This window comes from Legionella pneumophila subsp. pascullei (genome assembly GCF_900637585.1).
Lineage (GTDB): Bacteria > Pseudomonadota > Gammaproteobacteria > Legionellales > Legionellaceae > Legionella > Legionella pascullei.
Genome location: NZ_LR134380.1, coordinates 1,926,631 through 1,941,399, shown reverse-complemented (window position 1 = coordinate 1,941,399; position 14,769 = coordinate 1,926,631). Strand labels below are relative to the sequence as shown.

Sequence of the window (14,769 nt, the reverse complement as noted above, 5' to 3'; positions counted from 1 at the left end):
AGAGTAATCCTGCCCAACAATTAGTGTCTCTCAAATAGTTTCCCATATGTTTTTATCAAATTTGGTTTTAATTAATTGAATTTTATACACAGAACCATTGAACAAAGATTTTTGCTCTTTTATAGATATAAAGCTCAACTCATTTTAGGTTTTCATTTCAAACTCTTTGAAATATTTTTGAGGGGAATGTTTTAATATGAATATTAAGTAGGCAGGTTAAATACATTATTTGATAATGTAATATGTCCCTGTAAATATAAAAAACATAAGAGAATTAGGCGTTCGTATCTTCCAAAGATTTATCTGGCATTGTAATGTTTAGCTCGAGAACGGCACTGTCTTCCATACGTTCCAGATTAACACTCACTTGATCCCGGCTTATATTCACGTATTTTGCTATAACTGCAAGAATTTCCTCCTGCAGTTTAGGTAAATAGTCGGGTGTATTGCGTTGAGAACGTTCATGGGAAATAATGATTTGTAAACGCTCTTTAGCAACAGATGCAGTAGAGGCTCTTCTGCGTAAGTAATTAAATATGCTCATATTGTCACTTCCTCCTTGTTTTTACTGAATAAGCGACGAAATATTCCTTTTTTATCATTACTTATATAACGCATGGGTCTTTCTTCACCCAAAAAACGTGCTATGGCATCTTGATAAGCAATACCTGCATCGCTTGATTCATCCAGTATAACTGGTGTGCCAGTATTTGAGGCTTTAAGAACCGATTTGGACTCAGGGATAACACCAATTAAAGGAATAGCTAATATTTCCTTTACATCGGTTACAGACAACATTTCACCTCGTTCTACTCGCTCCGGATCATAGCGTGTCAGTAACAAGTGTTCTTGAACAGGGGCTTTATTTTCTATAGCTCTTTTTGTTTTGCTGGCTAGTATTCCCAGAATTCTATCTGAGTCTCTAACAGAAGACACTTCAGGATTAGTAACAACAATGGCATGATCAGCAAAATACATCGCCATAAGTGCTCCTGTTTCAATTCCAGCAGGGGAATCACAAATAATGAAATCAAAATCTTTTGCTAGCTCATTCAGAGTCTTTTCAACTCCTTCCAGAGTTAATGCATCTTTATCACGAGTTTGCGATGCAGGCAGTATGCAAAGATTAGGAACTCGTTTGTCTTTGATTAGTGCCTGGTTTAAATTGGCTTCACCATTAATAACGTTGATGAAGTCATATACTACACGTCTTTCGCAGCCCATGATGATATCCAGGTTTCTTAAACCAATATCAAAATCAATAACAACAGTTTTATGCCCTAAGAGTGCAAGTCCCGAAGAAATCGCCGCTGATGAAGTGGTTTTACCTACTCCGCCTTTCCCAGATGTAATTACTATTATTTTAGCCAACGCTGAACCCTTCCTATTTTTTTCGATTCAACACAATATTTAACCAACAGTTTACACGTTATCCATTCATTAATTCAAGTTATCCATTACTTAATTGTTATAAAAAGTAATTAAAGGATTGTAGTGATATATTTATACAATAAATGTTTAAAATTTTTAATGTTTGTAGTAAACTATTTGGTTATTTAATTACTGGAGTGAGATAAAATGCCTCTATCCATTGTGCAACAATCATTAACCTTTGACGATGTATTGCTAGTTCCTGCCCACTCAACTATTTTACCCAAAGATGTTTCATTGAAAACCAAATTAACTCGCGCAATTCACCTTAACATGCCTTTAATTTCAGCAGCAATGGATACAGTGACTGAAGCAAGGTTAGCTATAGCCTTGGCACAGGAAGGTGGTTTGGGGATTATTCATAAGAATATGAGCATCGCTGATCAATCTGAAGAAGTAAGACGAGTTAAAAAATTTGAAAGTGGTATGGTGAAAGACCCTATTTCAGTAACTCCTGACTTGACGGTTAAAGAATTGCTTGCAGTCATGACAAAATATAATTTTTCAGGGGTGCCAGTGGTCGATGGTAAGCATTTGGTAGGAATAGTAACTAGTCGAGATATTCGTTTTGAAACAAATATGGATTTAACTGTGGCACAAGTAATGACTCCCAAAGGGCGTTTGGTTACTGTAAGAGAAGGAGCAAGCAGGGAAGAAGTCAGGAGCTTGCTCCATAAGCACCGGATAGAAAAATTATTGGTGGTGAATGAGAGTTTTGAGTTACGTGGACTCATTACAGTAAAAGACATACAAAAAGCAAAAGACAACCCCTATGCTTGTAAAGACAGTTCTGAGCAGTTAAGGGTTGGAGCTGCTGTTGGTGTTGGTGAAGGGACCGATGAGCGAGTTGCAGCTCTAGTTGAAGCTGGAGTTGATGTCATAGTGGTAGATACAGCCCACGGACATTCTCAGGGTGTATTAAATCGTGTGAAATGGATTAAAAAGAATTATCCTGATGTACAAGTCATAGGTGGTAATATTGCAACCGCTGCTGCCGCAAGAGATCTATATGAGGCGGGGGCTGATGCTGTAAAAGTTGGAATAGGGCCAGGATCAATTTGTACCACTCGTATCGTTACCGGTGTTGGTATCCCGCAAATCAGTGCTATAGCAAATGTGGCACAAGAACTTAAAGGGATAATTCCTGTGATAGCCGATGGAGGAATACGTTTTTCTGGCGATGTTTGTAAAGCATTGGCTGCCGGTGCTGATACTGTAATGCTTGGCAGTATGTTTGCAGGTACGGAAGAATCTCCTGGTGAAATTGAATTATATCAGGGGCGTACTTATAAGAATTACAGAGGTATGGGGTCCATTGGAGCAATGTCATTAGCTCAGGGATCAAGTGACCGCTATTTTCAGGATGCTTCTTTGGGTACAGAAAAATTGGTTCCTGAAGGCATTGAGGGAAGAGTACCTTATAAAGGACCAGTTCAAACCATTATTCATCAATTACTAGGTGGTTTACGCTCCTGTATGGGCTATACCGGTTGTGCTACTATCGAGGAATTGCATTCTAAAACTGAATTTGTGCAGGTGACCAATGCTGGTATGCGTGAGTCACATGTGCATGATGTGAGTATTACCAAGCAAGCTCCCAATTATCAGGTGGATAATTAATAATGAATGATTTGAAAAAAAGCCCATTATTAATATTAGATTTTGGTTCTCAATATACTCAATTAATTGCAAGACGTGTCCGAGAAATGGGAGTTTATTGTGAAATTTATCCTTATCATATTAATCATGAACAATTTAAGAAATTAAATCCCTGCGGTGTGATTTTATCAGGAGGTCCTTCTACAGTCACGCATGACGCTAATCCCAGAGCACCTCAATGGCTATTTGATAGTGGTTTGCCCTTGCTGGGTATTTGCTATGGGATGCAAACAATGGCTGTACAACTCGGTGGCCAAGTGCATTCATCGACGTTAAGAGAGTTTGGTTATGCTGAGTTGCGTTTGCATGGCCATAGTCAATTATTAAATAATATCGAAGATCGTACCTTGGCGGATGGTAGCGCACTATTGGATGTATGGATGAGCCACGGAGATAAAGTTACTGAGTTACCGCCAGGATTTAAAATTATATGTGAAACACGTAATGCGCCAATTGCAGGTATGGCTGATGAGAGTCGTCAAATGTACGGTTTGCAATTCCATCCAGAAGTTACTCATACATTACAAGGTATACGAATTTTACAGCGTTTTGTCGTAGGTATTTGTAAAGCATCAACAGACTGGACTCCAGAACATATTATTGATGAGGCCATTAATAAAATCAGGGAACAGGTAGGAAATGAAAAAGTTTTGCTGGGCTTATCAGGAGGAGTTGATTCTTCTGTTGTAGCAGCCTTGCTGCATAGAGCCATTGGAGAACAACTGGTTTGTGTTTTTGTTGATACGGGCTTACTCAGGCTTAATGAGGCGGAGCAAGTGTTGAGTATGTTCGGTCGGCATATGGGAATACGAATTATCGCGGTCAATGCAGAGGATAAGTTTTTAACTGCCTTGAAGGGAGTGACTTGTCCAGAGGAAAAGAGGAAAATTATTGGGCGGACATTTATTGAAGTATTTGATGATGAAGCGCAGAAGCTGACTGATATAAAATGGCTGGCTCAAGGCACAATCTATCCCGATGTCATAGAATCTGCAGCAACAAGTACTAATGATGCGGCTGTGGTTATTAAATCTCATCATAATGTTGGTGGTTTACCTGATACTTTAAATCTTAAATTGCTGGAGCCTATTCGTGAACTCTTTAAAGATGAAGTCCGCAAAGTAGGTCTGGAATTAGGACTTCCGCATGACATGGTCTATCGTCATCCATTTCCTGGGCCAGGATTGGGTGTAAGAATTTTGGCCGAAGTAAAAAAAGAATATGCAGATATATTACGTAGGGCTGATGCTATTTTTATTGAAGAGCTGCATAACGCGCAACTTTATCATAAAGTCAGTCAGGCATTTGCTGTTTTTCTACCAGTAAAAAGCGTTGGTGTGATGGGGGATGGACGCCGCTACGACTACGTAATTTGTTTGAGAGCTGTTGAGACAATTGATTTTATGACGGCCCATTGGTCTCAATTGCCTTGGGATTTTTTAGGGAAAGTATCTAATCGAATTATTAATGAAGTAGAGGGAGTGTCGCGGGTAACTTACGATATTTCTGGCAAACCACCTGCTACTATTGAATGGGAATGATTGATAAATTTTGGATGCAACTGGCTTACGAGCAAGCTGTTTTAGCTCGTAATGAAGGGGAAGTCCCTGTTGGGGCCGTATTGGTTGGCAAAGACAACCAATTATTAGGCGTTGGCAGAAATGTCATTGAGAAAAGCCATGATCCCTCTGATCATGCTGAATTCAGGGCAATACGACAAGCTGCGAGAAAATTAAATAATCATAGATTATTAGATACAACGCTTTATGTTACTCTTGAACCCTGTGTTATGTGTGCGGGGCTTTTGGTTCACGCACGCATAAAACGCTTGGTATTTGCTACCCGAGATTTTAAAACGGGAGCGGCCGGATCCATATTTAATGTTTTACATACTCTCAATCATTCGGTATTAATAGACGAGGGGATCATGCAGGAAGAGTGCTCTCAATTGCTGTCTGATTTTTTCCGAAAACTTCGCCAGTAATTTATCTTTACATAGTACTTAATACTTATTTTTAGAAAGTTCCAGAATTAATTTTTCTCTTAAAATTATTTTTTCTTCATGACTCAAGGGATAACCTGTTTGGTTGGATATATAAAACATATCCTCTACCCTCTCGCCAGCTGTAGCAATTTTCGCATTATGTAAATGAATGTTTAGAGCAAGAAATACCCTGCTTATGGTCGCCAAAAGACCTGGCCTGTCATTGGTAATAAGAAATAGTTGGGTTTGATGATTCGTATTGTCATCAATAAAATTAATTTGTGTTTTGACATTAAAATGAGTCAATGCTCTGGATAATCTTCTGCGAGAAATAGCAGGAAGTCGTCCTGTATTGGCCAAATGCTCGCATAGACTTTTTTGGATGTCTTCAGCGCGTCGTTCATTCAAAAAAGCCTGATTGTTTTCATCCAAGATGATATAAGTATCTAAATCAAATTGATTATCGCAAGTAATAATTGCCGCTTCCTGTATAGTAACGTGATGATTGCTTAATACCGAAGTGGTGATAGTAAATCTCTCATCTTTATGAGGCATGTAGATAAATACTTCAGTGCCTCCCTGACTATGATGTGGCATGATTATTACCACCGGAAATTGCTTGCTGCTCAGGATTGCCTTGGTGTGCCTGGCTATCACTTCAGGAGATTCGTGAAGAAAATATTTTCCCTTAAATTGACTCCATAAATCCTGTATTACTCTGGAAGATATCCCATCTGAAATTAATATATCCGTAGCGTATTGTTTTCGAATGGATATGAGAGCGGCCTCGTCAACCAACTCCTGTTGTTTATGAAGTCTGGTTTTTGCTGCATGGTATAATTCTTTAAGTAATGAGTCTTTCCAGGCATTCCAAAGAGTAGGATTTGTGCCACAAATGTCTGCTACCGTAAGCAAATAAAGATAATCCAAATACCTTGCATGAGGCAGAAGTTGGCAAAATTGTTCGATGGTTTTAGGGTCATAAATATCTTTACGTTGAGCAGTTTGTGACATGAGCAAATGGTAGCGTACAAGCCAAATAACCAATTTACTATCTTCTGCATCCATAAAGTGACGTTGTGTAAATTGTTGTGCTTCAATTGCGCCTAATTCTGAATGATCTCCCCCTCGACCTTTGGCTATATCATGGAATAAAGCACCAAGATATAAAATTTCGGGTTTTTCCAAAGTAGTGATAATTTTGGCACACAGAGGGAATTGTTTTGCATATTCATTCTTTTTGAAACGCGATATATTTCGGATAACAAATAAAGTGTGTTGATCTACGGTATAGGCGTGGAATAAATCATACTGCATTTGTCCCGTAACTGTAGCAAAACAATCAAGATAGTGTGCTAAAACGCCATATCTATTCATTCGTTGTAATGCATCGTAGGGATCATTACCAGTTCTGAATATGTTGATAAATATATTTGCGGTCTCTTTTGATTCTCTAAAACGTTTGCCCATTAAAAATAAGGATTCTCTTATTAATCTTATGGTACTTGCTCTTACTCCTTCGATGTCAGGTTGTTTGACAAGCCAATAGAATAACTTCAATATCGATTGCGGATTTAATTTAAACACACGGTTATTGCGTACTTCAATAAACTGGTTTGACAGTTGAAATTCATTATCCAGGCGAACAATTTTTTGCTTTTGATGATAAACTATGGTTTCATTGAACCATTGCAAGAGCATTTCATTTAGCTCTCTATTGCGTTTGATGACTTTAAAATAGTCCTTCATAAATTGCTCTATAGCCAGGATATGGGATTGATCCTGATATCCGAAAAATTGAGCCAGTTTAACCTGATAATCAAATGATAAGCGCTCCTCAGGCTTTCCTGCTAACATATGCAAGGCAAATCGAACGCGCCAAAGAAAATTCTGGCAGTATTTCAATTCTTCATATTCTTTATCAGTAATAAAGCCGTAACTGATTCCTTCGGCTAACTTTTTAATTTTAAAATGGCGTTTGCTGATGCTTAGCAAAATTTGCAGGTCTCTTAATCCACCCGGACCGTTTTTAATATTAGGCTCAAGATTGTAAGCTGTTTCTCCATACTTTGCATAACGATTTTGCTGCTCCTGAAGTTTGGCAAAGAAGTATTGATGGCTAGGCCACATGTGTAAGGTGTGGGTTTGGTAAATCAATTCCTCCATTAAGGCACCATGCCCACATAGCAAGAACATATCCATAATGGTAGAAATTACGCTCAAATCCTGACTGGCTAAATTGGCACATGAAGAAACAGTGGTAATTTGATGGCTTACTTCCAGTCCTACATCCCAACAATCCTGAATAAATTTTTGTGCGCGTTGTAATTGAATATTGCTTACTTTCTCAGTGTGCAATATTAACAAGTCAATATCCGAGTGGAGTTGAAGCTCTCTACGCCCGTAGCTTCCAAGAGCCAGGAGACAAAAATTGTCTCCCATGTGCAACTTATTTTTAATAAATAATTGAATTAAAATAGCATCAATAAATACAGCAAGCTTGCGTGTGATGGAAGTAATATTGGCTTTTTGGCTAAAGTCCTTGCACAGCTTCTCTTTGAACTGTTTGATCGTATTCTTTATGATGCGATTATCGTTCTTCATTACGTAAAGTCAGAATTTCAACACCTGTATCAGTTACCAAAAGTGTATGCTCCCATTGAGCCGAAAGACTATGATCTTTGGTAACAACAGTCCAATGATCCGGCAATAATCGAGTATGGTGTTTTCCTATGTTTACCATAGGTTCTATGGTAAAAGTCATACCTGGTTCTAACCTCATCCCTGTTCCGGGAACTCCATAGTGGAGTACTTGAGGATCTTCATGAAACACACGGCCAATTCCATGTCCGCAGTAATCACGAACCACGGAGCAACGATTTTTTTCTGCATGTTGCTGTATGGCATGCCCTATATCGCCTAACTGAACACCAGGTTTAACCATATCAATCCCAATATATAAGCACTCATGGGCTATTTGCACTACATGCTTGGCCTTGACGGAAGGAGTACCTACAATAAACATTTTACTGGTATCACCATGGTATTCATTTTTTATAACAGTGACATCAATATTGATGATGTCTCCATCTTTTAAAATTTTTTTTCCTGGTATTCCATGACATACCACATGATTAATTGAGGTGCAAATTGATTTGGGGAAACCATTATAATTTAAAGGGGCAGGAATGGCTTTTTGTACATTGACAATATAATCGTGGCAAATGGTATTTAACTCATCAGTAGTAATGCCAACTTGGACATAAGGTCCAATCATCTCAAGTACTTCCGCGGCCAACCGGCCAGCGACACGCATTTTTTCAATTTCATCAGGAGTTTTAATTGTAACGCCCATTATGGTTTATCCAAAATCATAAATGTTAGCACATGGGGAAGAGGAGCAACAATACTCTTCAATCAGCAAAAGAATAGATTTTCTAGGAAAATCGCTCACAAAATAGAGCAAAAAAAAACCTAATAGGTTATAATATCTCCTTAATGATTATTTTACATTATTTTTTTCAAGAGAGCAGTGTTATGCCAAGAAGCAATAATGATAGCAAGCTTAAAAAGAAAAGTGCCATTCAGTCAAAGTTTAAAGAACAGCAATTGAATCATGGTAGTAATGAGCACAAATCTAAATTTAAATTTACCCAAAAAAAGGTACATAAAAAAAGACTTGGGATGTCACATCTCCCAGGTAATATTTACACACTGTTTACTCCTGTCAATGGACTGGAAAGCAATCATGAATTGATTGATACGAGCAAAATTATGGTTGATTTGCATATTGATAACATGTCAAGCAGTGATTACATTCCATCTGCTATAGACAGAAACGATCTCGTTATTGTTCAGCCTGTCCATTTACTCAGAAAAACTGGTGGGCGAGGTTTATTTGCCAGAGAAGACATCCCCAAGGGGACTTGCATTGGTATTTATACAGGAGAAGTGTATTCTGAACAAGAATTTGAACAATATCTAATGGAACATGCTGGTTCTGATAAAAGTTATGCGATGTATGTTGAGGGACGGGTAGTCGATGCAGCAAGAAAAGGTAATTTGACTCGTTATATCAATTTTTCGGATAGCCAGGATAATGCGGAGTTTGTTGAAATTACATTGAATCGCAAGAAAGTAGTAAAAGTAATGACCACTAAAAACATCAAGGCAGGGCAACAACTATTAATCAACTACAATACCTACGAAGAGCAGGCTTCCAGGTATTATTACTTTCTTAATCCTGGCGATGGTTGGCTATCGGCACAAGAATTTTATCAAACTCACATATCTCAGTACCGATTAGAACAAATGCCCTATAATTTGGAAGGATTTGATCTTAAAGTAGGGGATAGAGTGTTAATGACTCAAATAGGAAGGATAATTTTCGCTAACTATTCCCTTGAAAAAGAACAAGAATTAAATGACTCGGATATCGATTTGCCATTTTTAAAAGTGGGTCCTGACGAAAAAATACTAGATTTTGATAAAACGGATACATTCACCCCCTTGATGGCCGCTTGTTATCTTGGGCAAGTTGAAAATGTAAAATGGCTTATTGAACATGGCGCTAATATCGATCAGCAGCAGAGTCATTCTGGCCATTGTCCTTTGAGTTTGACATTGAAAGGATATTCTTTAGCAAAGGATACCAAAAAATACATTGATATCATTCAGCTATTGATTAAAAATCAGGTTAATCTCTTGGTGCATGACCGATCAGACAAGACTTTTTTGCATAATGCAGCATTAATCCTGAATAACTATGATTTTCAAGCTGTTGTGAAATTTTTAATGGAACAAAATCCTATTGATATCAATGAATACTTTACATACATCGATGAGAATGATTTCGATATCGTCATGCATTGCTGTAACAATAAATTATTTGATAAAGCTCTTGTTTTATTGGCTTTTTATCCGGATTATTTTAAAAGAAATTATATGAGCGATAATGAAGGTCATAATCAATTTAATATCAACGCTTTTAGAAAAGCGATAAAAGATTTTAATTCAAATGAGCGTAATATTTTATTAATGCAACTAGGGGAGAGTGGTTTGCATTTGCCTGAAGCCTTGTTAGTGCAATTAGGCATTATGGATGAAAGTATCACAAGTCAAAGAAAGTACTTTTGATTTGATATTTCCTGTTAACATATCCTACCCCAGAAACTCTGAGCTCTCTATCAACTTGTGTCAGATGAGAGCTTATGCACTCCAAATTGAACCTTATTAGGTGTACTTAAACTATGGATAGAAGAAACTCTCTTTAATTATTGCTATAAACAAGAAATTGACATATATCTTTACATAATGTTAACATTATGGACTTTGCTTAATATTCTTTAGCAAAATTTCGATGTGTCTTCTCTATATGGATTACCTAGAGGACTGGTAATTTCTAGTTTCATGAGGAAACGGGTGCGTCGCTATGAAGAAAGTTTCACTTTACTCAAGGCGATGTTCCGACTTCCTAGTTTGAAATCTCCTCCTTAATTAAAGTGACAGTGGTTATGTAATCTTTTTGAGAGGAAAATAAAATGCCAGTTCGTTATTCGGGTTTTGATTATGATGGTTGCGTCGGTGTTACCAATCTAATAAACATCGTTGCACAAAATCCAAAGCTTGTCCAAAGAATTCGAGACACTTCAAACCGCTATACCAAAGAAGTTGCGTTAATTGCTTCAAATCGTCAAAGTGATAGGGATGATAAGCGTAATGCTCGCTCTAATGGCAATGGTTCTTGTTTTGTCCAGATTCGAAAATTTTGCACCGACTTAGGCATGGAGTTTGATCCGTTTTTATTAGCTGATGCATACAACTTGGTGCTTGCAGGAACCAGTCTCCGTGAGGCAACCGATCCTGCGAATGCCGGAAAAATTCAAAACGGCTGGTTACATGATAAATCGAAAACTACACTTGTGTATGCTCATATGCAAAGAGCTTCATCTTTGGAAGCGAGAGAGCAGGTCGATTATTTCTTTTATGATGATCGAGAAGACATCCTTGAAGGGTTACATCAATTTTTCTCAACAAATCCCGAGCTTATTCCATCTAATGTTACGATGCATTTGATTAAATACGCCTGTAACCATGAAAATGCTCATACCATGGACAATTATAAAACTCCTATTCAGGGAAAGGGTTTTACTAATCCTGACTATGTCAAAATGATCAAAGCATTTGGTGATAAAGCGATTGAGAATGCCAGAGATGTTTATGACATAGATGGCAATGAAATTAATGCTGCAGGAGTTCGTCAGGCGAAATACAATTGTAATTTTGAATTTGAAGCCAATAAACTACAACCAATGAAGTTTGCTAATCATTTTGATTCTCCTACTGAGTTTATTAAAGCTCATGAACAAGCTATAGAGAAAATAAAGCTGGATGCATTTGAATTGTATAAAACAAAAACTAACGTAATCACTACGTTGTCAACCGAACAAAAAACCTTTTTAATCAGAGCGAAAGCTCAGCAATGGAATGTCCCGTGTCATGAAGGACAATGGAATAATCCAATTTTTACTTTGCAAGCTATAGTAGCCGAAAAAAGCGATCGCTTTTTCCTATCTCAATATGCCTTTACTGCGAAAATGTTAATCGCAAACTATCAAAAAGCTATAGAAAACAAAATGGATGGCAGCCGTATTTGGGAGCAGATTAATGCGTTTATTAAAAGTGTGAGTGTTTTAAAGGATCCGATGAGTAATGCCCATTCTATTTTCGAAGTATTTAAGAAAAATAGTTATTCCGTTAAGGCTGTTGATGGGTTTGTGAAAAATGTTGTCGAGGTGATGAATGCCTTGATGGATAAGTATCCCCAACGCAGCACAACAGAAATGGTAACATGTATGCGTATATTTGAATCAAATTTGCAAAAGATGATTAATTTTTTCTCTCTTGTCGATCGTCTCATTACCATCTATCGAGGTTGCACCACTGTTGGTCCAAACTTTAATAAAATTTTAACTGTTGTCAGAGAAACTCTTGAAGGAATGAAAACGGTAACTGCCAGTGGTGATAATTACTCTACCATCTTGAATGATTTGGACAAAGTCATAACAGCAGCAAATACTCGGCTGGAAGCACTCGCTGGCCCTCAAGAGTACTCAACAAAAGATTTTTACGCGAAAGAGTCTTATAAGGTTGTAGGGGCTTATTTGACGATGCAAAGTGAATTGACTCAGCAACTAGATACAAAAGCCTCGCTTGCATTTGTCATTTAATCTAATTATAAAGGTATGCATCCTGCGCATACCTTTTTTCTATTTATGTTGGGTTTGGACTATCTCCTGTATGTCGACGATTGTCTCGTTGTTCATTTCGTTTGGCAAGCACTTCATCCATTCTGCTTTCGGATAGTTGTACTTTTTGAAACCAAAAAGTGCCATATGAAGTCGCAGGAGTTTTATTTTTGATAAATTCTTTACCATTAACCAGACTTACAGATTCTTTTGTAAAATATTTGCCATTATGATCCGGATTATATTGAAGAAAGAGTTCATCTCTATAAGGTGGTTTGTGTCTATAGATAGTAAAATCAGACAAGGTGATTTCCTTTTTTCTTCCTTTGTTATACTGCAGCGCGTCTTTAACTAATGCCTGGATATTAATTCTTGGTAATTTTCCATCAGGATCAACAAAATAGTCGTTAGTATGGTCTTCTTCTGTAATTTGCTTAAACTCCATTCCTCTAGGAATACTTAAAAAAATCATATGTGCTCTCATAATTGGGTTTGTTTTTTATTCTGCAGCAACAATATTGCTTATTGCAAACATAGATTGTTCTGAATTAAGACATAAGTCAATAATCTATAGCAAGTGTTTTCGATTGAATTTGTTATAGCGGCCAAGGCTATTCAGTGCAAGAGCGATTCATTATATCTTCAGCGATAGGAGAAATTTGAACTATAATTTAGATGAAACATCAATCAGGATAACCATCATTCCAGGATTTGTTATGAAACACCAAACAAAGAAGAATGTGGTGCGAACCATAATATTTGCACTTTGTATCATTGCCAGTGCAGCTGCTGCGGCATTCTATGGGTTGGTATACTAGGCGAAACATTATCAATTTTCATATCTTATAAGTTGGAGTAGATTGATACCGATAACAGAAAATTCGGTACCAATCTAAATTTTACATATTCCTTTTATATTGTTTATATTGTGATTTTTGTTCGCTTGTAAGCTGATTGTAAATTTGATTTTTCATCATTACCCGGTTTTTTAACATAGCTCCTGATATTTTATTTCTTTGGCTGATTAAATTATCCAGTTTAGCTTCATCAAGCTTCTCATTGGCAATGAGAGCATTGATTTGTTCTTTGATTGCCTTAAGTTGTTTATAATTTTCTTTGATTGATTTTTGAGCTTGTATCTTAATTGTTTTGATTTTGCTTTTTTGCTCTTGAGTTAAATTAAGTTGGTTAAGTGCTTTTTTGTGATCATGGCAATGACAAGGCTTTGATTGAGTAGTATTGCTTGTATTGGCAAAAACAGGTTGTCCAAAAGTAAATGCCAAAGCAAGAGCAGCTAAACAGATAGATTTTTTACTCATAATCGTTTCCTCTTAAAATTTAATGTTAATAGGATTCTCCTGAGTACAACATTTGTATAACTTCCATGCGCAATGAAGTATAAATCAAAATGGACAAATTAATATAGGCTTATTTCCAAATAGGTTTTGGTCAATTACTGGTGTCCTACATAATGTTCTATATATAACCGATTTTTTTGTTATGCACAGAGATTACAATATTAATTTCATTGCTGAATTGGCACGAATATGTTATAAATACCGCGCTTTAAATACACACACGTTTCGTCACATACGATAGGGTCCCTTGGCGGGTTTCGTATGGGAAGCGTGGAGGCTTAACCCTGGAGATATAATATGAACAATGTAAGTATGCGTGAATTGCTCGAAGCAGGCGCTCATTTTGGACACAGAACACGTTTCTGGAATCCAAAGATGAGTGAATATATTTTTGGCTCAAGAAATAAAATCCATATCATTAACCTTGAAAAAACATTACCCATGCTGAATGACGTAATGAATTACGTTGGTCGGTTGGCAGCAAACAAAGCAAAAATTCTTTTTGTAGGTACCAAAAGAGCTGCTCAAGACAGTATTCGAGAACATGCACGGCGATGCGGTATGCCTTATGTTGATCACAGATGGTTAGGTGGTATGCTGACTAACTATAAAACAGTCCGTCAATCAATATTCCGTTTAAAAGAATTAAAAGAAATGAAGGAAAAAGGACTGTTTAATGACATGATTAAGAAAGAAGCCTTAATGCTGACAAGAGAGCTTGAAAAACTAGAGCGTAGTCTTGGTGGAATTGAGAACATGGGTGGTTTGCCCGATGCCTTATTTGTGGTTGATGTTGGTTTTGAACATATTGCTGTTGAAGAAGCTCGTCGGTTAAGAATCCCGGTAATTGGTGTTGTCGATACCAATAATAGCCCTGATAATATTGATTATGTTATACCAGGCAATGATGATTCAATGCGTGCTGTGGACATTTATGTTCGCTGTGTCGCTGATGCTATTTTAGACGGTAAAAATAGCAACACTGTAGGAAGGGTATCATCTGATTCAGAGTTTGTTGAGGTCACTTCAAATTCTAAAGAAGAAGAAAAATCCGGAGAATAATTACTATTTGAATAAAGGGGGCGTTAAT

The 14,769-nt window shown here is 37.1% G+C and carries 13 protein-coding genes; 7 read left to right on the top strand and 6 right to left on the bottom strand.

Annotated features, from left to right (window positions below; translation table 11 throughout):
- Positions 1 to 274: 274 nt before the first annotated feature.
- Together minE and minD are read right to left on the bottom strand one after the other, a co-directional pair.
- Positions 275 to 544: a cell division topological specificity factor MinE gene (minE, locus tag EL201_RS08830; RefSeq protein WP_027221909.1), complete on the bottom strand. Its 270-nt coding sequence runs from the start codon at positions 542 to 544 to the stop codon at positions 275 to 277.
- Entirely contained in the window at positions 541 to 1,371 is an 831-nt protein-coding gene (minD, locus tag EL201_RS08825; protein WP_027221908.1) for a septum site-determining protein MinD, read from the bottom strand. The genes minE and minD overlap by 4 nt, the downstream gene beginning before the upstream one ends.
- Before the next feature lie 207 nt (positions 1,372 to 1,578).
- Here minD and guaB point away from each other — a divergent pair, with 207 nt between their 5' ends.
- The 3 genes from guaB to tadA are packed head-to-tail and all read left to right on the top strand — an operon-like array spanning position 1,579 to position 5,074.
- Positions 1,579 to 3,051 (top strand): IMP dehydrogenase, encoded by a 1,473-nt coding sequence (gene guaB / locus EL201_RS08820; protein WP_027221907.1) that lies wholly within the window; start codon positions 1,579 to 1,581, stop codon positions 3,049 to 3,051.
- 2 nt (positions 3,052 to 3,053) lie between these two features.
- The gene (gene guaA, locus EL201_RS08815; protein WP_032828837.1) at positions 3,054 to 4,631 is read left to right on the top strand and encodes a glutamine-hydrolyzing GMP synthase; all 1,578 of its coding nucleotides are present in this window, start codon (positions 3,054 to 3,056) and stop codon (positions 4,629 to 4,631) included.
- Positions 4,628 to 5,074, top strand: a complete 447-nt coding sequence (gene tadA / locus EL201_RS08810; protein WP_027221905.1) for a tRNA adenosine(34) deaminase TadA — start codon at positions 4,628 to 4,630, stop codon at positions 5,072 to 5,074. Before guaA ends, tadA begins: the two co-directional genes overlap by 4 nt.
- An 18-nt stretch (positions 5,075 to 5,092) precedes the next feature.
- Here tadA and glnD read toward each other — a convergent pair whose 3' ends face one another.
- Positions 5,093 to 7,678, bottom strand: a complete 2,586-nt coding sequence (glnD, locus tag EL201_RS08805; RefSeq protein ID WP_027221904.1) for a [protein-PII] uridylyltransferase — start codon at positions 7,676 to 7,678, stop codon at positions 5,093 to 5,095.
- The gene (gene map, locus EL201_RS08800) at positions 7,665 to 8,429 is read right to left on the bottom strand and encodes a type I methionyl aminopeptidase (RefSeq protein ID WP_027221903.1); all 765 of its coding nucleotides are present in this window, start codon (positions 8,427 to 8,429) and stop codon (positions 7,665 to 7,667) included. The genes glnD and map overlap by 14 nt, the downstream gene beginning before the upstream one ends.
- Before the next feature lie 143 nt (positions 8,430 to 8,572).
- Between map and ankI the strand changes: the two genes are divergently transcribed.
- Together ankI and EL201_RS08790 are read left to right on the top strand one after the other, a co-directional pair.
- Positions 8,573 to 10,210, top strand: a complete 1,638-nt coding sequence (gene ankI / locus EL201_RS08795) for a Dot/Icm T4SS effector AnkI/LegAS4 (RefSeq protein WP_032828836.1) — start codon at positions 8,573 to 8,575, stop codon at positions 10,208 to 10,210.
- Between the two features lie 404 nt (positions 10,211 to 10,614).
- Positions 10,615 to 12,303 (top strand): hypothetical protein, encoded by a 1,689-nt coding sequence (locus EL201_RS08790; protein ID WP_027221901.1) that lies wholly within the window; start codon positions 10,615 to 10,617, stop codon positions 12,301 to 12,303.
- Between the two features lie 43 nt (positions 12,304 to 12,346).
- Here EL201_RS08790 and EL201_RS08785 read toward each other — a convergent pair whose 3' ends face one another.
- A complete protein-coding gene (locus EL201_RS08785; protein ID WP_032828835.1) occupies positions 12,347 to 12,805 on the bottom strand; it encodes a hypothetical protein in 459 nt (152 codons plus the stop codon).
- Positions 12,806 to 12,980: 175 nt separating this feature from the next.
- On the opposite strand from EL201_RS08785, the gene EL201_RS15670 reads away from it, so the two are divergent.
- Complete coding sequence (locus EL201_RS15670) at positions 12,981 to 13,139, top strand: hypothetical protein (RefSeq protein WP_165481394.1); 159 nt, start codon at positions 12,981 to 12,983, stop codon at positions 13,137 to 13,139.
- Positions 13,140 to 13,220: 81 nt separating this feature from the next.
- Here EL201_RS15670 and EL201_RS08780 read toward each other — a convergent pair whose 3' ends face one another.
- Positions 13,221 to 13,640: a Spy/CpxP family protein refolding chaperone gene (locus EL201_RS08780; protein WP_027221899.1), complete on the bottom strand. Its 420-nt coding sequence runs from the start codon at positions 13,638 to 13,640 to the stop codon at positions 13,221 to 13,223.
- A gap of 336 nt (positions 13,641 to 13,976) precedes the next feature.
- Between EL201_RS08780 and rpsB the strand changes: the two genes are divergently transcribed.
- Complete coding sequence (gene rpsB / locus EL201_RS08775) at positions 13,977 to 14,741, top strand: 30S ribosomal protein S2 (protein ID WP_027221898.1); 765 nt, start codon at positions 13,977 to 13,979, stop codon at positions 14,739 to 14,741.
- Positions 14,742 to 14,769: the final 28 nt, after the last annotated feature.